The sequence below is a fragment of the Streptomyces sp. NPDC006923 genome (assembly GCF_040635655.1).
Classification (GTDB): domain Bacteria; phylum Actinomycetota; class Actinomycetes; order Streptomycetales; family Streptomycetaceae; genus Streptomyces.
The window spans coordinates 38,782-59,827 of sequence record NZ_JBEYIF010000003.1; the positions used below are offsets into that span (position 1 = coordinate 38,782).

Annotated in this window: 21 protein-coding genes; 6 read left to right on the forward strand and 15 right to left on the reverse strand. The window is 71.6% G+C overall.

Annotated elements, in window-relative coordinates:
* Positions 1-150: 150 nt before the first annotated feature.
* Both ABZ707_RS06110 and ABZ707_RS06115 read right to left on the reverse strand, forming a co-directional pair.
* The gene (locus ABZ707_RS06110; protein ID WP_360168567.1) at positions 151-498 is read right to left on the reverse strand and encodes a hypothetical protein; all 348 of its coding nucleotides are present in this window, start codon (positions 496-498) and stop codon (positions 151-153) included.
* Positions 499-564: 66 nt separating this feature from the next.
* On the reverse strand, positions 565-1,692 hold the full coding sequence (locus tag ABZ707_RS06115; protein ID WP_360168570.1) for an MFS transporter: 1,128 nt from the start codon (positions 1,690-1,692) through the stop codon (positions 565-567).
* Between the two features lie 172 nt (positions 1,693-1,864).
* On the opposite strand from ABZ707_RS06115, the gene ABZ707_RS06120 reads away from it, so the two are divergent.
* Positions 1,865-3,082, forward strand: a complete 1,218-nt coding sequence (locus ABZ707_RS06120; protein WP_360168573.1) for an ROK family protein — start codon at positions 1,865-1,867, stop codon at positions 3,080-3,082.
* Positions 3,083-3,104: 22 nt separating this feature from the next.
* Here ABZ707_RS06120 and ABZ707_RS06125 read toward each other — a convergent pair whose 3' ends face one another.
* From ABZ707_RS06125 to ABZ707_RS06140, 4 genes are all read right to left on the reverse strand, one after another.
* Positions 3,105-3,686, reverse strand: coding sequence for a DUF4865 family protein (locus tag ABZ707_RS06125; RefSeq protein ID WP_360168576.1), 582 nt, complete (start codon positions 3,684-3,686; stop codon positions 3,105-3,107).
* 68 nt (positions 3,687-3,754) lie between these two features.
* Positions 3,755-4,357: a TetR/AcrR family transcriptional regulator gene (locus tag ABZ707_RS06130; RefSeq protein ID WP_360168579.1), complete on the reverse strand. Its 603-nt coding sequence runs from the start codon at positions 4,355-4,357 to the stop codon at positions 3,755-3,757.
* A gap of 188 nt (positions 4,358-4,545) precedes the next feature.
* Entirely contained in the window at positions 4,546-5,070 is a 525-nt protein-coding gene (locus ABZ707_RS06135; RefSeq protein ID WP_360168581.1) for an ATP-binding protein, read from the reverse strand.
* 172 nt (positions 5,071-5,242) lie between these two features.
* A complete protein-coding gene (locus ABZ707_RS06140) occupies positions 5,243-5,560 on the reverse strand; it encodes a hypothetical protein (RefSeq protein WP_360168584.1) in 318 nt (105 codons plus the stop codon).
* 246 nt (positions 5,561-5,806) lie between these two features.
* On the opposite strand from ABZ707_RS06140, the gene ABZ707_RS06145 reads away from it, so the two are divergent.
* Positions 5,807-6,928, forward strand: coding sequence for a PLP-dependent cysteine synthase family protein (locus ABZ707_RS06145; protein WP_360169856.1), 1,122 nt, complete (start codon positions 5,807-5,809; stop codon positions 6,926-6,928).
* Between the two features lie 96 nt (positions 6,929-7,024).
* Here the strand turns inward: ABZ707_RS06145 and ABZ707_RS06150 are convergent, their stop codons facing one another.
* Both ABZ707_RS06150 and ABZ707_RS06155 read right to left on the reverse strand, forming a co-directional pair.
* Positions 7,025-7,459, reverse strand: coding sequence for an SRPBCC family protein (locus ABZ707_RS06150; protein WP_360168587.1), 435 nt, complete (start codon positions 7,457-7,459; stop codon positions 7,025-7,027).
* Positions 7,460-7,504: 45 nt separating this feature from the next.
* On the reverse strand, positions 7,505-8,356 hold the full coding sequence (locus ABZ707_RS06155; RefSeq protein WP_360168590.1) for a DeoR/GlpR family DNA-binding transcription regulator: 852 nt from the start codon (positions 8,354-8,356) through the stop codon (positions 7,505-7,507).
* Positions 8,357-8,630: 274 nt separating this feature from the next.
* Here ABZ707_RS06155 and ABZ707_RS06160 point away from each other — a divergent pair, with 274 nt between their 5' ends.
* Positions 8,631-11,048: a hypothetical protein gene (locus tag ABZ707_RS06160; RefSeq protein WP_360168593.1), complete on the forward strand. Its 2,418-nt coding sequence runs from the start codon at positions 8,631-8,633 to the stop codon at positions 11,046-11,048.
* Here ABZ707_RS06160 and ABZ707_RS06165 read toward each other — a convergent pair.
* From ABZ707_RS06165 to ABZ707_RS06185, 5 genes are all read right to left on the reverse strand, one after another.
* Entirely contained in the window at positions 11,018-13,432 is a 2,415-nt protein-coding gene (locus ABZ707_RS06165; RefSeq protein WP_360168596.1) for a right-handed parallel beta-helix repeat-containing protein, read from the reverse strand. The two genes, ABZ707_RS06160 and ABZ707_RS06165, sit on opposite strands and share 31 nt — an antisense overlap.
* 140 nt (positions 13,433-13,572) lie before the next feature.
* Positions 13,573-14,181: a hypothetical protein gene (locus tag ABZ707_RS06170; RefSeq protein WP_360168599.1), complete on the reverse strand. Its 609-nt coding sequence runs from the start codon at positions 14,179-14,181 to the stop codon at positions 13,573-13,575.
* A gap of 331 nt (positions 14,182-14,512) precedes the next feature.
* On the reverse strand, positions 14,513-15,361 hold the full coding sequence (locus ABZ707_RS06175) for an MOSC N-terminal beta barrel domain-containing protein (protein WP_360169859.1): 849 nt from the start codon (positions 15,359-15,361) through the stop codon (positions 14,513-14,515).
* Between the two features lie 43 nt (positions 15,362-15,404).
* On the reverse strand, positions 15,405-15,866 hold the full coding sequence (locus tag ABZ707_RS06180) for a DUF6643 family protein (protein ID WP_319682664.1): 462 nt from the start codon (positions 15,864-15,866) through the stop codon (positions 15,405-15,407).
* Positions 15,867-16,497: 631 nt separating this feature from the next.
* Positions 16,498-16,818: a hypothetical protein gene (locus ABZ707_RS06185; protein WP_360168602.1), complete on the reverse strand. Its 321-nt coding sequence runs from the start codon at positions 16,816-16,818 to the stop codon at positions 16,498-16,500.
* Between the two features lie 330 nt (positions 16,819-17,148).
* On the opposite strand from ABZ707_RS06185, the gene ABZ707_RS06190 reads away from it, so the two are divergent.
* On the forward strand, positions 17,149-17,754 hold the full coding sequence (locus ABZ707_RS06190; RefSeq protein WP_360168605.1) for a TIGR04222 domain-containing membrane protein: 606 nt from the start codon (positions 17,149-17,151) through the stop codon (positions 17,752-17,754).
* Between the two features lie 60 nt (positions 17,755-17,814).
* On the opposite strand, the gene ABZ707_RS06195 is transcribed toward ABZ707_RS06190, so the two are convergent.
* Together ABZ707_RS06195 and ABZ707_RS06200 are read right to left on the reverse strand one after the other, a co-directional pair.
* Entirely contained in the window at positions 17,815-18,474 is a 660-nt protein-coding gene (locus ABZ707_RS06195) for a response regulator transcription factor (protein WP_360168608.1), read from the reverse strand.
* Positions 18,471-19,652, reverse strand: a complete 1,182-nt coding sequence (locus tag ABZ707_RS06200) for a histidine kinase (protein WP_360168611.1) — start codon at positions 19,650-19,652, stop codon at positions 18,471-18,473. Before ABZ707_RS06200 ends, ABZ707_RS06195 begins: the two co-directional genes overlap by 4 nt.
* Before the next feature lie 183 nt (positions 19,653-19,835).
* On the opposite strand from ABZ707_RS06200, the gene ABZ707_RS06205 reads away from it, so the two are divergent.
* Entirely contained in the window at positions 19,836-20,435 is a 600-nt protein-coding gene (locus ABZ707_RS06205) for a DUF308 domain-containing protein (protein WP_360168614.1), read from the forward strand.
* A gap of 114 nt (positions 20,436-20,549) precedes the next feature.
* Positions 20,550-21,029: a nuclear transport factor 2 family protein gene (locus ABZ707_RS06210; RefSeq protein WP_360168617.1), complete on the forward strand. Its 480-nt coding sequence runs from the start codon at positions 20,550-20,552 to the stop codon at positions 21,027-21,029.
* Positions 21,030-21,046: the final 17 nt, after the last annotated feature.

Below are 21,046 nucleotides of genomic sequence, written 5' to 3' on the forward strand. Positions count from 1 at the left end.
CAGCCCGGGCGCGCCAGCGTCCGTGCGATCCTCCCGCACCCACACCCCCAAACCCCGGCCGGGGGTTTTCCCCCCCCCCCCCGCCACGCCGCCCCCCCGCGGGTCGGCGTCCCGGCAGGCCCGCGCCCGCTCCGCCCGGCCTGCCGCAGGTCAGGCTTCGCGGGGATGCCCGCCGCTCGGCCGGTCGCGCAGCAGTCGTACGAAGGCGCCCAGGGCCGCGGCCTGGATCAGTACCGAGAGCACGAGCGCGGTGCCGAGGAAAGGACCGGAGTCGAGGACCGACTCGCTGAACAGCCCGCCGCCCACGAAGAAGCCGAACACGGTCGGCGCGGCGACGAAGAACAGCCACACTCCGGCGAACGAGGCGTCGTCGTGGCGCACGAGAAGTGTGTCGATCGCGACGAACACGGCGACCGCGGCGACAACGCCGAGGTAGACCTGGGAAGCCCGGTTGCCGAAGGTCAGCCGCGCGAGTCCGGTAAGCCGTTCGGAGATCATGGCTTTCTCCTCCTGATGAGTTGGCTTCCAGGGTGGGATGAATCGAACGGTCACGCCTGAGTACGACTACTCACCTGCCCGCTGCGCCGGGGTGTATGGCGCCGCGTACGCGATGAGCGCGGCGGCGGCCGCCAGCAGGGCCACCGTGGTCAGGGCGAGCGGCAGCGAGAACCAGTCGGCGAGGAATCCGATCGCGGGCGGTCCCAGCAGCATGCCGCCGTAGCCGAGGGTGGACGCGGCGGCGACCCCGCCGGGGCCCGCCAGCGCGCCCGCGCGGCCGATGGCCACGGGAAAGATATTGGCGAGGCCGAGACCCGCGACGGCGAAACCCGCCAGCGCCGCCCAGACGGTCGGCGCGAGGGCGCCCAGCAGCATGCCGAGGGCGGCCGTGACACCGCCGCCGACCAGGGCGCGGGTCTGGCCGAGGCGCTCCATCAGGGCCGTGCCTGACAGCCGTCCCACGGTCATGGTGAGAGCGAAGAGCGAGTATCCGGCTGCCGCGACGCCGGGGGCGGCGTCGAGATCCTGGGTGAGGTGCAGGGCGCTCCAGTCGGCCATCGCGCCTTCGCCGTAGGCCGTGCACAGAGCGATCACCCCGAAGAGCACCACCAGCCGCCGGGCGCCCGCGTCGAGCCGCCGGGGGCCCGCACTTGTCGCGGGCCGGTCCGGGACGGGCGCGGGGTGGCGCAGCAGCGCGGGCCCCGCCACGGCGGTGACCAGCAGCCCGACGCCGGCCAGGAGGAGCAGATGGACGGTGGCGGAGAGCCCTCCCGCGACCAGCCCGCCGAGCCCGGCTCCGGCCATGCCGCCGAGGCTGAAGGCGGCGTGGAAACTGGATATCACCGGCCGCCGCAGGGCCGCGACCAGATCGACCGCCGCACTGTTCATGGAGACATTGAGCGCGCCGTACGCGCCGCCGAAGACCAGCAGCACCAGACCGAGCGACAGGGCCGAGTGGGCCCGCGGCGGCAGCACGATGCTCAGTGAGAGCAGTACCGCACTCACGACTGTCACCGGATGGCTGCCGAACCGGCGGCAGAGCCGGCCGGTGAACACCATCGTCACCACGGCGCCCGCCGAGACGCCCAGGAGGGCCAGCCCGAGATCGCTCGCCGAGGAGCCGGTCTGCTGCTTGATGGCGGGGATACGGACGACCCAGCCGGCGAACATGAAGCCGTCGAGGGCGAAGAACACGGTCAGCAGGGCGCGGAGGCGGGAGAGGGGCGACCGGGCGGCCGGAGCCGTGTCGCTTCCTGTTCTTGCGGGAGCCCTTTTGTTTAGGTCTGACACAAAGTGAGCATAGGGTCCCTGCCCCCTTCGGTACAAGGCGTCCGCAGCGCCTTCGGATCATGGGAGACTCGCCCCCATGAACGGCAAGGCGACCACCACCAGGACGAGGCTGGAGAGAGGCCGGGGCGCGCTCGGCCCGGCACTGGAACTGGTACACACGGGACGCGCGCCCACCCGCGCCGTGCTCACCTCGGAGCTGGGTGTCACCCGTGCCACGGCCGGCGCCGTCGCGGCCGAACTGGAAGCCCTCGGTCTGATCCGGGTCGACTCCCGGCCGGGCGCCGCCGCCGGCTCCCAGGGCCGGCCCTCGCACCGGCTGTCCGTCGACGACCAGGGGCCCGTCGTCCTCGCCGCGCAGGTCCACGCGGACGGCTTCCGGGCCGCGCTGGTGGGACTCGGCGGCCGGACGGTCGCCACCGCCCCCGTCCGGAGCACGGTCACGGCCGACCCGGCCCAGGTGCTCGGGGAAGTCGTCGAGGCGGGCGCCGTGCTGTTGCGCACCAGCGGACGGCGCTGTGTCGGCGCCGGACTCGCCGTGCCCTCCGCGGTCGCCGAGCCGGAGGGCACCGCGCTCAACCCGCTGCACATCGCCTGGCCGGCCGGTGCGCCGGTCCGGGAGATCTTCGCCGGGCTGGTACGCGAGGCGGGCATCGAAGGCCCCGCCTTCACCGGCAACGACGTCAATCTCGCCGCGCTCGCCGAGCACCGGCACGGCGCGGGCCGCGGCGCCCAGCATCTGCTCTGCGTCGCCACCGGCCACCGCGGTGTGGGCGGCGCGCTGGTGCTCGACGGCCGCCTGCACACCGGCAGTTCGGGCCTCGCGCTCGAAGTGGGTCACCTCACGGTCAATCCCGAGGGACGGCCCTGCTACTGCGGCAGCAGGGGATGTCTCGACGTCGAGGCCGATCCGCTCGCCTTCCTGACAGCGGCCGGCCGGGTGCCGGGCCCCGAGGTCTCGCTGCTCCAGCAGTCCCGCGATCTGCTTCTCACGGAGTACGCGGACCCCGCCGTGCGGGCCGCCACCGAGGAACTGATCGACCGGCTGGGCCTGGGGCTCGCGGGGCTGGTCAACATCCTCAACCCCGACCGGATCATCCTCGGCGGACTCCACCGGGAACTGCTCGGCGCCGACCCCGAACGGCTGCGCGCCGTCGTCGCCGACCGCAGCCTGTGGGGACGCGGCGGCGGTGTCCCCATCCTGCCCTGCACGCTCGACCACAACAGTCTGGTGGGGGCGGCCGAACTCGCCTGGCAGCCGGTGCTCGACGACCCACTGGGCGCGCTCACCCGCTGACCCCGGGCCGCCGCCGTACCGCTCAGCGCCGGGCGCCCCGGCTCAGCTCCGCCCGGTGCGGCTGGGACACACGCAGTACCTCGTAGCATTCGCCGACCTCCCGCGGGGTGCCGTCCTCCCAGAGCGTGATGTGGAGCAGCTCCCAGCGGCGCGGATCGAGGGCGAGCGACGCGCACACCACTCCGTCGAGCGTGGCCAGGTGTTCCGTCTCCCGCGTCGCCTCCTCGACCACCGAGGACAGCGAGGTGCCTTCGGGGACGGGCCGGCGGCGGCGTACGGCCGTGCGCGGGACGCCGGCGCGGGCGGGGCCCTCCGCATGGGTGAGACCGGTCCAGTGCTGGACCTCGGGCCGGCCGAAGTCGCGGACGACACCGTCGAATCCGGGCCCCAGGAGGAAGGAGTTCATGCCCTCGGGGTCGGCCCAGAGGTAGAACGGCGCGTACTGGTTCACCGGTGAGCCGGCACCACGCTCGCGGACCAGGTACGCCTTCAGACCGAGGCCGGGGAAGTCGTCGAGGAGATGGCCCCTGGTCGCGACACGCTTGCGGATGATCTCCATGTCGTAGTCGGCCGGCAGGGTGATCTCGTACTGCATGGCATGCATCGGGTGCTCCCGGTCGGAGTGGTGTGTGCGGCCCGCGTCCGGCCCTTGCCCGGAGGCGGGCAACTTCCTTACGCGCGGGGACGGTTCGGGGCGAGCAGGGCGAGCAGCCCGCGGACACCCGAGTCGAAGGCGGCCGGCGATCCGGAGGCCCGCGCCAGCACATAGCCGCCCTGTACGGTCGCGAGGATGGCCGACGCGATCTCCTCCGCGTCGAGCCCAGGAGTGAACTCGCCCCGCTCCAGGCCCTCTTCGACGATTCCCGCGAGCCGCTCGCGCAGCCAGTCCAGCGTCTGGTCCACCGGCGCGCGCAGGGTTTCGTCGGCCATGATGTCCGGGTCCATGGTCAGCCGCCCCACCGGACAGCCGCGCAGCACCTCGCGCTCGCGGCGCAGATAGGCCGAGATCCGGTCGTAGGCGGAAGCCGCGCCGTCGTCGGCCGTGTCACCGCGCAGCGCGGCCTCGGCCGTCGCCCGAAGCTCCCCGGCGGTGCGCCGGATCGCGGCGAGCGCCAGCTCGGGCTTGCCCGTGAAGTGGTGGTACATGCTGCCCTGGCCGGCGCCGGCCCGTTGCTGGATCGCCTTGGGGCTCGTGCCGACGTAGCCCCGGTCCCACAACAGCTCGCGGGTGGCCTCGATCAGTCGGTCGGGAGTGCTCACATCCTTACTGTACATACTAGTAGGTACAGAAACCAGGGCGGCCGGCGAGGGATGGGCGCGGTCCGGAACGACGTGCCGGGGGAGAGCTCGGCCGTACGGGCAGGGGGTGCGGCCGTACGGCCGCGGGGGCCGGCCGTCCCGAGCAGCCGGGTCGGAGCGCGTGGCCCTGTGCCACGCGGTCCGACCCGGCGGGCCGGACCGGCTCAGCCGACCACGGCCGACCGGGCGGCGGCGTGGCCGTGTTCCCCGGTCAGGGCGATGAACTGCGTCCCCCGGAAAGGGCCGTCGGTCGTCGCCCCGTACACCGCGCGGAGCGGCGGGGCCAGGGCGGAGGGCGGCGCGGGAAGCGTGAACCAGATGCTCTTTCCCGTGTCGCCCCGGGGGCGTACGCCCCAGCTCTCGCTCACGGCCGCGATCAGCGCGAGACCGCGGCCGCCGGTGTCGAAGGGCTGGGCGTGGTTGACCGTGGGCAGCCGCGGATCATGGTCGCTGACCGAGACCATGAGCCGTTCGAGGAGCAGCTCCACGTCGACGGTGCATATCTTGTCCGGCTGGGCGTGCCGGTGGACATTGGTCAGCAGCTCGGTGACGCCGAGAGCCGCTTGGTCGATCAAGGGATCAAGATGCCAGTAGCGCAGTTGCGCCGAGATGATTCTGCGGACCTGACCGATCCGCGACGGCAGGGCCTGGAGCTCCACCGTGCAGTGCCTGCTGGGCCGGCTGATCACGGCTGCGACTCCCCGAATGAGGTCCGGAAGACGACGAAGGATGGGAAACAGCAGCGGACTCACTGCTGTTCCTGCGCCCGGCGGGGATCTACCGCAACGTCACCGCCGGTTAACCCTGAGTGATGTGAGACCAGAGTGAACCAGCGGATTGCGCTCCGCAACTCGCGGCGGATCAGCCTCTCTCCCGTCGCCCCCGGCGCACTGCTTCCAGGAATCGCCCGGCCAACGCCGTGGCGTCGGGCCGGCGGCCGCGCTGGCCCATGGTCAGCCGGTAGCGCGTCCCGTTGACCGTGGCGACCGCGCCGCCGCGCCCCGCGAACCAGGGCCTCGCGGCGCGCACGGCCCGCAGAGGAGCGCTGTCGATCACCCGGCCGTAGCTGGTCAGCAGCGCCAGACTGCCGTCCTGGATCAGGACCTGGCCGGCGGTGGTGAGCGAGCGCGGCCACCGCACGATGCGCACCCCGCTCGCGCTGAACTCCGGCTCCGCCATGGCCCCTCAACCCCCTCCGCGCTCGTCCCCCTCAGAGAAGTCTGCACAAGGATTCCAGCGCGCACCAGAGCGCGTCCCGGGTGATCAAGAAGCCATCCCTATGGATCCCCCAAGTCGGTGTTTGTGCAGGTGGTGGGCTTACTGTGGGGGCCGGAGACCATGTCGACGAGGCGAGGAACGGCACGCATGACGCAGCAGGGCACCGTGGGAGCGGGCGATGGCAGGGCGAGCGACGGCGGCCGGTCCATGGCGCCCGGCGGGCAGGGGGCCGCGGCCACCGTCGATGTGGACCGCAGCGATCCCGAGTACCGCGCCTGGCTCAAGGAAGCCGTACGCAAGGTCCAGGCCGACGCGAACCGCTCGGCCGACACCCACCTGCTGCGGTTCCCCCTGCCCGAGCACTGGGGCATCGACCTCTATCTCAAGGACGAGTCGACCCACCCGACCGGCAGTCTCAAACACCGGCTGGCGCGTTCGCTGTTTCTCTACGGTCTCTGCAACGGCTGGATCCGGCCCGGCAAGCCGGTGATCGAGGCGTCCAGCGGATCGACCGCCGTCTCCGAGGCATATTTCGCGAAGCTGATCGGTGTGCCGTTCATCGCGGTCATGCCGCGCACCACCAGCGCCGAGAAGTGCCGGCTGATCGAATTCCACGGAGGGCAGTGTCATTTCGTGGACGACTCGCGGACGCTCTACGAGGAGTCGGCCGGTCTGGCCGCCAGGACCGGCGGCCACTACATGGACCAGTTCACCTACGCGGAGCGCGCCACCGACTGGCGGGGCAACAACAACATCGCCGAATCGATGTTCCAGCAGCTCAGGCTGGAGCGCTACCCGGAGCCCGCCTGGATCGTCGCCACGGCCGGCACCGGCGGGACCTCGGCGACCATCGCCCGCTACGTCCACTACATGCAGTACGACACCCGGATCTGTGTCCCCGACCCGGAGAACTCCTGTTTCTTCGACGGCTGGGCGCGGCACGACGCGCTGGCGACCAGTGAGCACGGTTCCCGGATCGAGGGCATCGGCCGACCACGGATGGAACCGAGCTTTGTGCCCGGCGCCATCGACCGGATGATGAAGGTGCCGGACGCGGCGAGCATCGCCGCCGTACGAGCCCTGGAGCGCGCCATCGGCCGCAAGGCGGGCGGTTCCACCGGCACCGGCCTGTGGAGCGCGCTGAAGATCGTCGCCGAGATGGTCGAGGAGGGCCGCCAGGGCAGTGTGGTGACCCTGCTCTGCGACCCGGGCGACCGGTATCTCGACAAGTACTACGCGGACACCTGGCTCGCCCGGCAGGGCCTCGACATCGCTCCGTACACGGTCACGCTCGACCACTTCCTGGCGAACGGTGTCTGGCCGGACTGAGAGCCGTGAACCCCCGGCGTACGGGGGCGTGGTACCCGCCGGGACCCGGCGCGCGGTACCTGACGGGTCGTCATGGGGCGGGCGAGGAAGGCCCGTTCAGCCGCGCAGCAGCCGTCCGACCACCCGCCCGAACACCATCTGCCCCGCCCGCGCGGTCAGCGGATCCAGCAGCCGCGGCAGCCGGCCGACGACCAGCTCCTCCTCCCAGCGCACCCGGGTGTGGCCCTCCTCGCCGCGCACCTGGATCTCGGCCCAGCCCGTAACGGTCCGGCCGCGCTTCTCCAGCCGGCAGTGGCCGGGCAGGCCCGGAGCGGGCGGCTGCCAGCGGACGACCTCCATACGGTCGTCGAACCCGGCGGGGCCGAGCGCGCTGCGGGCGACGAAGACCGTCCCCACGCGGGTGGGCCCGGGGGTCAGTACGGAGATGGTCGTCAGCGGGACCTGGTCCGCGTGCGCCGGCCAGTCGGTGAGCCGCCGCCACGCCTCGTCGGCGGACAGCGGTGTGGTGCGGTCGATGCGGAAGGCGCTCACCCGGCGATCGTAAGCCGGGGCGCCGGGCGCCGCCCGCCGGCCGGTTCAGCCGCCGCCGGGCGTGGCCGGGCGGTCGTCGGACTCGCCCGCCACCACCAGGCCCGGCAGATGTTCGGCGATCTCCCGGCGGGCCCGCTCCGGCAGCCCCGCGTCCGTGACCAGGGTGTCGACCTCCTCCAGCGTCGCGAAGGAACTCAGGCCCACCGTGCCCCACTTCGTGTGGTCGGCGACGACCACCACCCGGCGAGCGGCCCGCACGAACCGGCGGTTGGTCTCCGCCTCACCCAGGTTCGGTGTGGACAGACCGGCCTCGACCGAGATGCCGTGCACACCGAGGAACAGCACATCGAAGTGGAGCGAACGGATCGCCTGGTCGGCCACCGGACCCACCAGCGAGTCCGAGGGCGTGCGCACCCCTCCGGTGAGCACCACCATGGCCGCGCCGGGGCCCCGGCCGCCCGCCGCTCCGGCCGACTGGGCGGCATGGAACACATCGGCCACCCGCACCGAGTTGGTCACCACCGTCAGATCCGGCACGTCCACCAGATGCTGGGCCAGCGCGTAGGTCGTGGTCCCGCCGGACAGCGCGATGGCACTGCCCGGCACCGCCATGGCGGCCGCCGCACGAGCGATGTCCTCCTTGGCGCTCAGCTCCAGCGCCGACTTCGCCTCGAACCCCGGCTCGTGCGTGCTCGCCTCGACCACCGGCACAGCGCCGCCGTGCACCTTCTCGACGACTCCCTGGCGGGCCAGTGTGTCCAGATCCCGGCGCACGGTCATGTCGGACACATTGAGCTTCCGCGTCAGCTCGTTGACCCGGACCCCGCCGCGCCGGCGCACCTCGTCGAGGATCATGGCACGGCGCTGCTCCGCGAGAAGGTTCTGGTTGTCGTTCACCGCCGGGCCGGTCCTTCCGCGTCGTCATCCGCCGTCGCGTACCCGGCGGTCCTGGCCGTCCGATCGTCGCTGTCCGATCGTCAGGGGTCCCTCATCCTCCCACGGGGCCCCGGCCGGTGCGCCGGTCCGGGGTTGGCGGGGTCGGAGGCCGGGGAGATTCCGTGAGGGCCCGGCGGCGAACGGCCCGGATCCGGAATGCTGACGGGCGTTCCCCTCCGCCCCGTCGCGCCGGCCGCGCCGGCCGATCCCGCCACTCCGAGAGCGAGCCACCGAAGTGCCCCCTGAGACACCGGATCCGCGGAGCGGTGAAGCCGCGCTCGAACTGCTTGTCCACGGCGTCGGCGGGGCCACCCCGCAGGAGACGCTCGACGATCCGCGCACGGTCAGGATCACCGGTGACGAGACGGCCGCCGTGTACCGCCGGGCCGACGACACCGACGCCGAGCGCCACCCGGAGCGGTACCGGGACCAGCCGGTCCGCGAGGCGTACTGCTGGTCCAACCTCACCTCGGGCGACGGCTCCCGGGCCCTGTGGCTGCTGCTCCTCCCCTTCATGGTGGTCAACCTCGCCCACTGGATGCGGCCTGCCACCAAGGGGCTGGGCACGTCCCAGCGGCTGTACGGCGTGCTCGTACGCCTGGTCGCCCTCACGCTCACCGTGCTGCTGACGGCCTCGGCCTGCGAGGTCGCCCTCGACCTGACGGCGTGGCAGTGCGCCGGCTCCCGGGCGTGTGTCGCAGACCACTCCTGGCTCGGCTTCCTCTCCCCGGAGGGCCAGGGCTGGTGGTCGCAGCCGGGACGGCGGCTGGCCCTCGCGGCGCTGGTGCCCACGGCACTGGTGGGACTGCTGTGGTACCTGTCCAACCGGACGTGGAGCGCGTACGAGGCCCAGCGCCCACCCACCGACGAGCGGCCCCGGGAGCGTACTCAGAAGGCCCCGGAGGACTCCGGCGGCAGTGTGGACGAGCACCGGCCGGTACCGGCCGCGGGGGAGGATCCGGTGCGGGTACGGCCCGCGCTCGGCCGTCCCGGATTCTGGTACGGCCGCCGGCTCGTCGCCCGGCTCCGCGCCGCGCACACCGCCGCCGGATTCCTCACCGTGGCCGCCGCGCTCACCGCGGCCGTCGCGGAATACGACCGCGACACCGGCGGTGTGACCGCGCTCCTCGGTGCCCTGCTGCGGGCAACGATCGCCGTCTGCGCGGCCGTTGTGCTCTGGGTGGTGTGCAGCAGGGGGCGCAGTGAGCGCCGCCGCGACGGCACCCTCGACCGCGCCGTGATCAGCCGGCTGCCGTCCGCGGCGCTGGTCCTGCTGGGCCTGTCCGTGCTCTTCGCCGCCTGGTCCCGGCCGCGCTGGATCTCCACCGGCACCCTTCCCGGCGACGCCGCCTTCCAGGCGATCGCGCTGGCGCAGGTCGCGCTGATCGTCGCGCTCGCCGTCACGGCCCGCGCGCTCTACCGCCGCGTGCCGCAGCCGAGGACCGCGATGCGGGGTTTCGCCGGACCGGCCGTCGCGATGCTCGCGTGCGCGCTGGGCGGGGTGATGACCGGCGGGGTCGCCCAGCGCGTCGCCGACTGGCTCGACGGCGAGGCCACACCGGGCATGGGCGGCGGCGCGATCCTGGGCCCGCCGGTGCTGCTGAGCTGGCAGGCCGCGGCCATCCCGGTGCTGCTCGTGCTGCTGCTGGTCCCGCTCGCCGTCCTCGTCGTGCGGACCGTACGGGCCGCCCGCGCGCTGGCCCCGGTGGTGGAGGCCGAATACGGACAGGTGACACCGGACTCCATCCGCACCCGGCAGATCGCGGGTGTCCGGGCCAGGGCAGCCCTCACCGACACGGCTCCCCGGCTGGTCGCGCTTCTCGCCGGCGCGGCCCTGCTGCTCGGCGCCGCCGCGGTCGCCGGCTCCTGGATGAGCGGTGAGGTCCCCGGACAGGCGGCGGAAGGCACCGACTCCTTCGTCGAGTCGGTGGCTGACACCGCGCAGGCGCTGGGCTCCTGGCTGATCGGCCTCGGTTTCATTCTCTTCGTCACCTGGGGCCGTCGCGCCTACCGGGACGCCTCTGCCCGGCGCACCATCGGCATCCTCTGGGACGTCGGCACCTTCTGGCCGCGCGCCGCACATCCCTTCGCACCGCCCTGCTACGCCGAGCGCGCCGTCCCCGACCTCACCTGGCGAATAGAGTCGTGGACCCGCCGCACCGGCGGCCGGCTGGTGCTCTCCGGCCACTCGCAGGGCAGTGTGCTGGCCGCCGCGGCCGTCTGGCAGCTCCGGGCCGCCACCCGGCTCCGGGTGGCGCTGCTGACCTACGGCTCACCGCTGGAGCGGCTCTACGGCCGCTGGTTTCCGGCCTACTTCGGCGCCGGGCCGCTGCGCGACCTGAGCCGGGAAGTGCACTGCTGGCGCAATCTCTGGCGGGCCACCGACCCGATCGGCGGGCCCGTGCGGATCCCCGCCGGCGGCGGCCGTCCCGAGGTGGACCGGGGGCCGCTGACGGATCCGCTGGCCTACAGCCGTACGGTGCTGCACCCGCTGCCCGAGCCGGTCCTCGGGCACTCCGACTACCAGGCCGATCCGGCCTTCGCCGAGGAACGCGCGGCACTGCTCGACCGGTTGCCGCCGGCGGCGGTGCCGCGGCAGTCGCGCGGCGACGAGCGAGGCGCTCAGGGCAGCTCGGGCAGATCGTCCGCGTAGAGCAGGGTGAGATCGTCCGTGCTGGTCTCCGGAAGCTGGGCGACCCGGCCCGCGTGCCGCTCCACCATGGACTCGAAGGTCTGCCGCGCGGTACGGCCGTTGCCGAAGGCAGGGCCCTTGGGCAGCGCCGTGAAGTACTTGAGCAGCGCCTCGGCCGTGCCCTCGCCCAGCCGGTACTCGTGCTCCTCGGACTGCTGCTCCACGATCCGGAGCAGTTCCTCGGGGATGTAGTCGCTGAAGGTGATGGTGCGGGAGAAACGGGACGCCACCCCGGGGTTGACGGTGAGGAACCGCTCCATCTCGGCGGTGTAGCCCGCGACGATCACGACCACCGCCTCCCGGTGGTCCTCCATCAGCTTCACCAGGGTGTCGATCGCCTCCTTGCCGAAGTCCCGCCCGGAGTCCTCAGGGGAGAGGGCGTACGCCTCGTCGATGAACAGCACCCCGCCGCGCGCCCGGTCGAAGGCCTCCTGGGTGCGGATCGCGGTGGAGCCGATGTGCTCGCCCACCAGGTCCACCCGGGAGACCTCGACGAGGTGTCCGCTGTCCAGCACACCGAGCGAGGCCAGGATCTCGCCGTACAGCCGGGCCACGGTCGTCTTGCCGGTGCCGGGAGAGCCGGTGAAGACCAGATGGCGGCGCACCGAGGCCGCCTTGAGACCCGCCTCCTTGCGGCGCCGGCCGACCTCGATCATGTCGGTGAGCGCCCGGACCTCGCGCTTGACGCTTTCGAGGCCCACCAGGGTGTCCAGTTCCCCGAGGACCTCCTCCGAGGTCCGGACGGCGACGGGGACGGTGGGCGCGGCACTGGTGACGGTCGCGGACGTGCCCGCCTGACCGGTGGGGATCGCGCCGAGAACCCCGGCCGACTGGGTCGCGGTCAGCACGGACGGCGATTCCGGCGTGGGCGTCAGGACGCCGCTCTCGTCACTGGTGCAGTCCTCGACGGTCGGCCCGTCCTCCGCGAAGTCGTATCCGCCGCGCGCGCAACGTTCGGTGCGGCACCGTTTGAGTGTCGTACGGCAGCCGTCCATCACATGGAAGCCGTAGCCGCCGCTGCCCGTCACCCGGCAGTTGTGGAAGGTGCCGCGGCCCTCGGCGGACACATAGAAACCGGCCTCGGCGGGCGAGGTGACCGTGCAGCGCTCGATGGTGGGGTCGGCGCCCTTGGTGACGATGACGCCGGTCTGGACGGAGTCGATCGTGCAGGAGCTGAGCGTGCCGCCGCTGCCGTGGTCCCGGAACCAGGCCCCGGTGGATGCCTCCCGGATACGGCAGTCGTCGAGCTGCGCGGTCGCGCCGTCGCTCACCGACACCGCCGTGTTGCGGACCTGGGAGAGGTCGCTGTCGACCACGTCGACGCGCGAGCCCCGGTCGAGGACGAAGAGCGCGTCCGGGACGTCGTGGACCCGGCAGGATTCCAGGACGGCGGTGGCGCCGTCGCTGACCCAGACGGCCGGATAGTCACCCGTACTGTCCTGGATCTCGCACTGGTTGGCGTCGACGCGGGTGCCCGGGTCCCAGACGGAGAGGCCGTTGCGGCCGAACCGGCGGACCGTGGAGCGGGTCAGTGTCAGCACCGAACGGGACCGCAGATCGACGGCGTTCTCCGGGACGTCGTGGATGTCGCAGTCGGAGAGGGTGAGCACCGCGTCGGTGTCGAGGGTGATGCCGTCGGCCGAGGTCCGGTGCACGGAGGAGTCGCTGAGATGGGCCGAGGCCCGGGAGGCGATCTGCACCCCGGTGCCCTTGATCTCGTAGACCTCGCAGCCGATCGCCTCCAGGCCGCTGCCGTCGCCGGTGACGGACAGGCCGGACCCCGAGGAGTGGTGGATCCGGCAGCGTTCCAGCCGAGGGTGTCCGCCGCCGCGCACCGAGACGCCCGACTGCCCCGCCGCGACGATCTCGCACTCCTCGAAGACCCCGCCCGCCCCGTCGAGTACGGCGATGCCCACACCGGCCGGATTGTCGACGGTGCAGCGGCGGACCGTGGGGCGGGCCGAACCCCGCACCTCTATGCCCGCCGCGGAGCGGGTCACCACCCGCAGATCCAGCAGCTCGGGGGTGCAGTCCTCGACGAGCAGTGCCGGGGCTGTCGTGTCCTGGCCCTCGATATGGAGGTCCTGGACGGTGGCCGACGCGCGCAGGGTCAGCGGCACCCCGTCGGCGGGCGCGATGCGTACGGAGCCGAGCGAGCCCTCCGGGCCGCGCAGCGTGACCGCGTGCGCCACCACGAGGTTCTCCCGGTAGGTGCCCGGGGCGATGGTGAGGATGTCGCCGTCGCCGGCGGCCTCCAGGGCCCCGGCGAGGGAAGCGTATTCGCCTGTGCGGCGCCGCCAACGCGATGTTCCGGTGTGCGTCACCTGGACCGTGCCCTGTGCCATGGCGCTGTTGTGCCCCCGCCTCGTGCGTGCGCGTGTTGTGCCGTCCCGGGTACCTGCCCGGGACCCCGGCCGCAACGACGGACCGGGCGGGCACCACCGTAGCGCGCGTCGAGGCGCTGAGTTGACGCAAGCGGCGGGTCTCAGCTCCCCGCGCCGGTACGACCCCAGTCAGGACCGGCCTTGGCCCAGGCCCGGTCGAGCCGTTTGTATCGCCGCTGTTTCAACTGCCATACGATCAGCCGCCGCAGGGATTCCACCAGCCCGGCGGCCAGCGCGGCAGAACCGAATCCGGCCAGAATGGCGTGGACGCGGGCGCTGGTCCCGTTCATCGGACCGCGCACCTGCTTGCCCTGCTCATCGGCCCAGATGTCGAACGTCTCGCCGGGACGGGGCGCGCGCAGCGGCGCGGAGACCGTGCCGGTGTGTGTCCTGCCATCGGCCGCCCGCCACGTGGCGGTCACCCGGCTGCCCGCCTCATGGGTGGAGGCGGACTCGGTGTCGAACGCGTCGCGGTGCCGCTCCGAGGAGGGGCCGGTCACCACGGCGGTCGTCCGGTGCCGCTGCTCGTGCTGGAGGCGCGCCGTCCGCTGGAGGGACGAATCGATGAGCGTCCCGCAGATCCAGCCCGTCGCCGGTGTCGCCACGGCGAACAGCAGCACCGCCGTCAGGGCCACCCACGCTTCCACAAGATCGGTAACCCGGCGCAGGGGGTTGCGCCGCCAGCGCCAGAGTCCCGCGATCGATCGCACAGTCCCGCACCCCCTTCCGTGTCCGTCTTAGCCGCGGGCAGCACGGTTTACGCGTGACGGGTACGAAGAGAGAGCAAGCTCACCACGGTGCCCCATGCGTCAACGGGCCCGTCGCCGGGTCGTGTTCCCCCGCCGGGCGTCTTCACGCCCGGACCCGGCGGCCTCCGGCGGCCGGGCGGTACCGGTGGGAGGCGGGGCACCTGGCGGGCGTCGCCGGTCGCCGGTCGCCGGTCGCGGGCGGTGGCGGTGGCGGTGGCGGTGGCGGTGGCGAGGATCCTCCGGGGCCGTTCACCCGAGTCACTCAAGAACGGTCACCCAAGAACGGTCACCTCTAGTCAAGAACGGTCACCGGATCGCCCACCCGGACGGTGCCGGTGGACTCGGGGACGATGTTCTGTCCGAAGATCAGCCTGCCGTCGAACCGGCGGTACCGTCCGAGAGTGCGCAGCGGCTCCCTGCCGCGCTCCGACGTGCGCTGGTCGGTGGTGGTGACGACACACCGGCCGCAGGCCCTGGCGACACGGAAAGTGACCTCGCCGACGCCGAGGCGCAGCCAGTCGTCCTCGGCCCAGGGCGCCGTGCCCGCGACGACGAGATTCGGCCGGAACCGGTCCATCGGGAGCGGCCCCTCCTCCGCGTGATCCCCCTGAGCGATCAGGCAGTTGAGGGCGTCGAGCGAGGCCACCGTGGTGACCAGCAGCGGAAACCCGTCCGCGAAGCTGACCGTCTCCCCGGGCCGCGCGTACAGCGGATTGACCGGCCGGCGCACGGCCGGGTCGTCGAGATGCACCAGCCGGACCTCCACCCCGAGGTACGCGCTCAGCAGGCCGTGCACCTCCACACCGTCCGCGCCGGGACCGGCGAGAACCGCTTCGACCTTGGTCCCGAAGATGTCCGCCACGACCGTGTCGGCGGCCTCCGGCACGCCGACGTCCACGCCCAGCGGCCCGAGTCCCGGCACGCGCAGCCGGATCCCGCCGTCCGGCCGCGGCTCGGCCTGTACGAGCGCCAGCCGCGGCTGCTGGCGCTGTGTGACCGCCTTCCCCGTTTCGTCGATCAGTGCCCAACGGCGGTCGCCCGCAAGTCCCCAGGGCTCGACGAACGCGCTGTCCAGAGTGATTCCGGCCATTGACTTGACCGGGTGCACGCGCAGGGCGTGCAGAACGGGACGGACCGGCATCGACATGACGTCATCCTGTCACCGGTCGCTGGTGTCCCGCCCGTCAGTACCCCCGGTTCTGGTAAGGCCGGTTGTACGGGTCGTCGTACTGGGTGGGCGGCGCGGGCGCCGGCCGGGGAGCGGCCGGGCGCATCGCCTCGTACCCCGTGCCGGGCATCGGACGCTGCGGCTGCGGCTGGGGCTGGGCGGCCTGGTAGCCGCGCGGCGGCGCCTGCTGCGGGATGTACGGCGCCGGCGCGTGCTGGAGCGGCATGGGCTGCTGCATCGGCTGCTGCTGGTAGCCGCCGTAGGCGGGCGCGGGATGAGAGGGAGCCGCCGGGAGGGCGGGCAGCGCGGCGGGCAGCGCCGGGAGATAGCTGTTGCCCGTGTCGTAGGCGGAAGGCACTCGGATCGGGGCGATCTGAGGCGTGCCCCGCTCCGCGACCAGGGAGTCGTAGATCGGGGTGTCCGGGAACGACGGCGCGGTGTAGTAACCGCCGCCGTAGGTGGCGCGGGGGGAGGTCATAGAACATAAGTTAAGCCCACGATGTGCTGGTTGGGGAGTCCCAATCTTCGGCTCATCCGTTTTACGCGGGTTCTGTCCGTCTGGCCTGCCAAGACATTGTTAAAGCTTCTGTTAACAACATGGGTCGCTCCAGGTCGCCCCGGTCCGGTGACCGATCCGGAGACAGCTCGCGGCGCTCCAGTGATTCAGCGAGCCGGGCAGGCATGACAAGTGCTCCACCGGCTCCGTATTGGGCACGACCATGACAACGCCCCCGCACTGTCGGGGAAACCGGCGCAGACCCGCCTGGATCGCGATGAGGGACACCGGCTGGTGAAGCTCGTCCAGGACGAGGCCGTCACCGCGGTGGCAGCGGATCGTCAGCGGCGCGTGCGACGAGCTCAACCGTGCGGACTGCCTCGGGGCCGTCCCGCCCGGAGAGTTGAGGAGCGCAGCCGCCGAGGCGCGACCACCGGCCGGCTCGCGCGTTCGCGGCGCGGTGGCGGTAGTCATGGCCTGCAAGCCGCCCTGCCGCGACACGCGGTCGTCGTTCCCGTCGTAACCGGGAGTCGGTGACAGCCGCGTACGCGAGTTCACCGGCGAGTCCGCCCGTTGACGGCCGCCATGCGCTCCCTGGACGGGAAGTCTTACCTCACCAGTCGCCGCCGCGGTGCCAGCTCCGCACCTCGACGAAGACGGCACTCGGAATTCCGGCAGTGAGAAGCGCCATTCCCGCGTAGCCGAGCCCTCTGTTCACGGAAGCCTCTGTCGCCATCGACTCGTACGACCGCCCGCCCCCGCCCGTCAGGGCATTCGCGCCGCACACCTGGCCGGGATTCATTTCCTGCCCGTCGCAATCGACTTCGTGATCACTGAATACGGCATGCGCAAAGAACAGAAACAATACAAAACCGACCAAAATAGCAGGATAGGCAAAGGCTCTGATCCAGACGGATGCGGGATAGTGCGCCATGCGCGAACCGTAGCAACGTCGCCGGCCGGCTGAAGGTGCCTGTCGCGAACTCGCTTCGGACAGGGCCCCGCCAACGGATCGCCATCCCCCTGCGCATCACCGAGAGCGCGGCTCCGCATCCGCTCGCCGCGCGCGACATCGATGGACGTACCGCGCCGACATGACCCTTGCCGGAACGCGGACAGGGACCGCCGGAGCAGGTCCGGTCCGGACCCTCAATTCCTGCTCTGAGAATGGCTCCGGCGGGGTTGGCCGGGGGCGGATCCGACGACACTGATGACAGGGGAAGCGGCAGGGGCACGGAAGACAGCGGAACGGGGGGCATTACCGATGGGGAGCATATTCCGGCGGCAGGCCACGGCGGCCACGCCGGCACTGGACCAGTACGACATCGCCCATCTCGCGGGTGGAGCGAGGCGCGTGGCGGAGACGGCGCTCATAGGACTGCGCGGGCGGAGCGTCATCACGCTCCTCGGCCCGCGCGTGCGCGCGGTGGAGAGCACGGACTGGCCGGCGGGGGAAGGGGCGCACCACCCGGTCGAACGGGCCCTGGTCGCGCTCTGCCCCTGGAGCAGGAGCGTGGCGTCGGTACTTGCCGACGTGGCACGCGGAGCCGAGACGGCCGAGATCGAACGCCGGCTCGTCGCACACGGTCTGCGCACCCGCCACCGGAACCGCCTCACCCACGCCGGGCGGGAGAGTCTGGAGACCGCCGCACGAGAGGGGACCTTTCCCGCGTACGTCTTCGAGGGCCCCGCAGCCGTCCCGGACCGGCGGCTGAGCCACGTGGTGAGGGACGCCGAAATTCCTTCCGGGCTGGGCAGGGCCCTGATCAGGCTGGGCAAGGCGCTCGACTCCGACAACGACTCGGACCACGACTCCGACACGCACGGCTCCGGTCACTCCTGCGGGGGCGGCGGTGGTGGCGGGGACTGAGCCCCGTACCGAGGCGTCCGGATCACGGGCGACCGCCGCGGTACGTCCTGCTCGGCAGGCTCAGGGGTAGAGGCCGGCCCGGAAGGTGAACGAGACGAGCTGCGCTCGATCACGTGCGCCGACCTTTGTCATGGCCCGCACCGCGTGCGTCTTCACGGTGAACGGAGAGACGTGCAACTGGGCCGCGATCTCGTCGTTGCCGAGTCCGCTCGCAACGAGAACGATCACGTCCCGCTCCCTGGGCGTCAGAACGCTGAAGCGCCGCAGCAGTTCCTGGTCGATCACCGGGGGCGGACTGTCGGTCATGTGACCGATGAGCGCGGCCGTGGCGGCGGCGGACAGCGCACCACCACCGCCAATGACCTCGGTGATCCCGGCGACGAGTTCAGCAGGACTCACGGTCTTGCTCAGAAACCCGTTCGCGCCTGCGCGAAGGGCGGCGAGAACGATGTCGTCCTGGTCGAAAGTGGTCAGCACGATTACCCGCAGCTTTTCGGGCCGGTGCTCCTCGCGGATCCGGCGGGTGGCTTCGACACCGTCGATGCCGGGCATCCGGATGTCCATCAGGACCAGGTCGACGGGGTGGACTCGGAGGAAGGGGACGGCCTGGAGTCCATCGGAGAGATCACCCACGACAATCAGACTCGGGTCGAGCAGAAGCATCGCTCGGATGCCCGCCCTGATGTCGTCCTGGTCGTCGACGATCAGAATGCGTGTCATCGGACGACGGCTCCCAGGAGGCTGAACTCCGCACGGACCCGGAACCGCCCGCCGTCACTGTCGATCGTCAGTCGCCCACTGGAGGACTCGACGCGTTCGCGCATCCCCACGAGTCCGAGTCCGCTGCCGGGGGCGGAGCCGCGCGGCGAACCGACGCGGTTCTCCACGGTGACGCGGATCGTGCCGTCGCGCTCGCGCACATCCACCGTTGCCGTCCCCTCTCCATGCCGGTAGGCATTCGTCAGTGCTTCCTGAACGACCCGGTAGACCGTCACGCCGATGCTGGGCTCCACGAAAACAGCGGGGATCTCGATGGAGGGCTGGACGTCGAGGCCGATGCTCTCGAACGAGGCGACAAGTCCTTCCAGGCCGCTCAGTGCCGGGATGGGCCGGAGCGCCTCGTCGTCGGAGATGTCGTCTTCGCGGCGGAGGAGCGCCAGGATCCGTTGTGTTTCGATGACGACGGTGCGGGCGCTGGACCTGGCCGAGACGAGGGCCTGCCGGGACGATTCGGAGCCTTCGGGAAGCCCGATTTCCGCGACACCGAGATGCAGGCTCAGCATCGCGACTTGGTGGCCGATGACATCGTGGAGGTCTCGGGCGATACGGAGTCGTTCTTCGGTCACGCGTCGGGTGGCCTCGATCTCGCGGGTCGCGATGGCGCTTTCGGCCCGTTCCTCCAGGATCCACCAGTGGGCTCGATGGATGTGCAGCGCGCCCCCGGTCGCACCTCCCGCTATGGCCGAGAAGAGGGCGGCGGCGCCCACGACCGCGCCACCACGGAAACCCCCCAGCGTCATGAACGCGCCCAGGAAGAACGCCGCCACGATGACGGTGCCGGCCAGCGGCTGCTTTCCCCTGAGGGTGGCCGAGAACAGCACGAGCACCGCCATCATCCACACCGACAGGGGATCCTGGCCCACCGCTGTGACGGCGAAGGACGCCGCGCTCGTCACGACCAGTCCTGCCCACGGCCTCCACCACGAGAGGGCGACACCGCCACCGGCGAGCAGTACGGAGAGGACGGTCGGCCAACCCGACCCCCGTAGTACCACTGCCGCGATCTGACCGGAGAACACCAGCGCGGCCGCGGAATAGGCGACGCGGTGCAGCACCTCGGGGCGGCGGACCCACAGGGGCGTCGCGGGCCCGTTCTGATCGTTCTGTGCCTTGACCATGACGTGATTCTCGTTCGCGTGTGCTGTGGCCGTGTACTTCGAACGATGTAGACGGCGAATCCGCTTCGACCGGTGAAGGCGGGAGAACTACTTCGTTCGAAGTACACGGCCCTGACCCAGGCCCCCGAGACTTCTCGGCGAGGCGACCGCCTCACACCATCACGACCGCAAAGGGGAGACCCAATGACCCAGACCACCATAACTTCGACCACGAACACGACCGCGACCACGCCCTCCGGGCTCCGATCGCTCTACCTGATCCGAGTCGTCTTCTCCGTGCTCTGGGTGGCACTCGTCTTCACGACCTCCGCCTCGCTCGTGTCGCCGGACGAGCCCACCGTGATCGCGGCCGTGCTGCTTGTCGTGTACCCCCTGTGGGACGTCGTCGCCACGCTCCTCGAACGTCGGATGGCCGGCAGCGGCCCCGGCACCACGAACCGCGTCGCCACCGTCAACATGGCTGTCGGCCTCGCCACCACCCTGGGGATGATCATCGCCGTCCTCTCCACCATCGGCGCGGCCCTTCTCGTGTTCGGCATCTGGGCCCTCCTGTCCGGAGCGATCCAGCTCGTCGTAGCGGTCCGACGCCGGCGCACCGTCGGCGCCCAGTGGCCCATGATCATCAGCGGCGCCCAGTCCGTCCTCGCCGGCGCCGGTATCGCTGCCATGTCCGCCTCGGCGACGAGCGGCCTGTCCACCGTCGCCGGATATTCAGCCTTCGGAGCTTTCTGGTTCCTCGTCTCCGTCATCGTCCTGAGCGTCCGCGGCCGGAGCGGCCGCTGAGGCGGGCGCTCCGGCCGCGGACGCGCCTCGCCCGTTCCGAGAAGTGGGCGTCTGGGCTGGTGGCTCGACGGCGGCGTTTGGGTGGTACGTTATTGATCGACCACTAACGCAGGAGTGAACGTGAGAGCCAACGAAGACAACGGCAACCGCCGCGCCGCCGCCCAGCACGCCCTGGCCGAGCATCTGCGGCTGACCGCCGCAGGGCGCACCGATGAGTGGGTGCGGTTGTTCAGCCCGGACGCGGTCCTGGAGTTCCCGTTCGCGCCGGCCGGCATGCCTCGGCGGGTGACGGGGCGAGATGCGCTGTTCGCGCACATGAGTCACTTTCCCGAGACCTTTGACGTCGAGTTCGGCGACCTGGTGTTCCACGAAACGGTCGATCCGAGTCTCGTGATCGCCGAATTCCGCTCGACGGGCACCGCGCTCCCGACGGGCAAGCCGTACGAGCAGACGTGCGTCTCCGTCGTCCGGACCGATGACGACGCGCTCATCACCCACTATCTGGACTACTGGAACCCACTGGTGGCGATCGAGGCACTCACGCCCCGCGAGGTGCCGTCCGACCCTGATCGCAGCGTGACTTTTGGAGTCTGAAGGGGAGCCATGTTCCA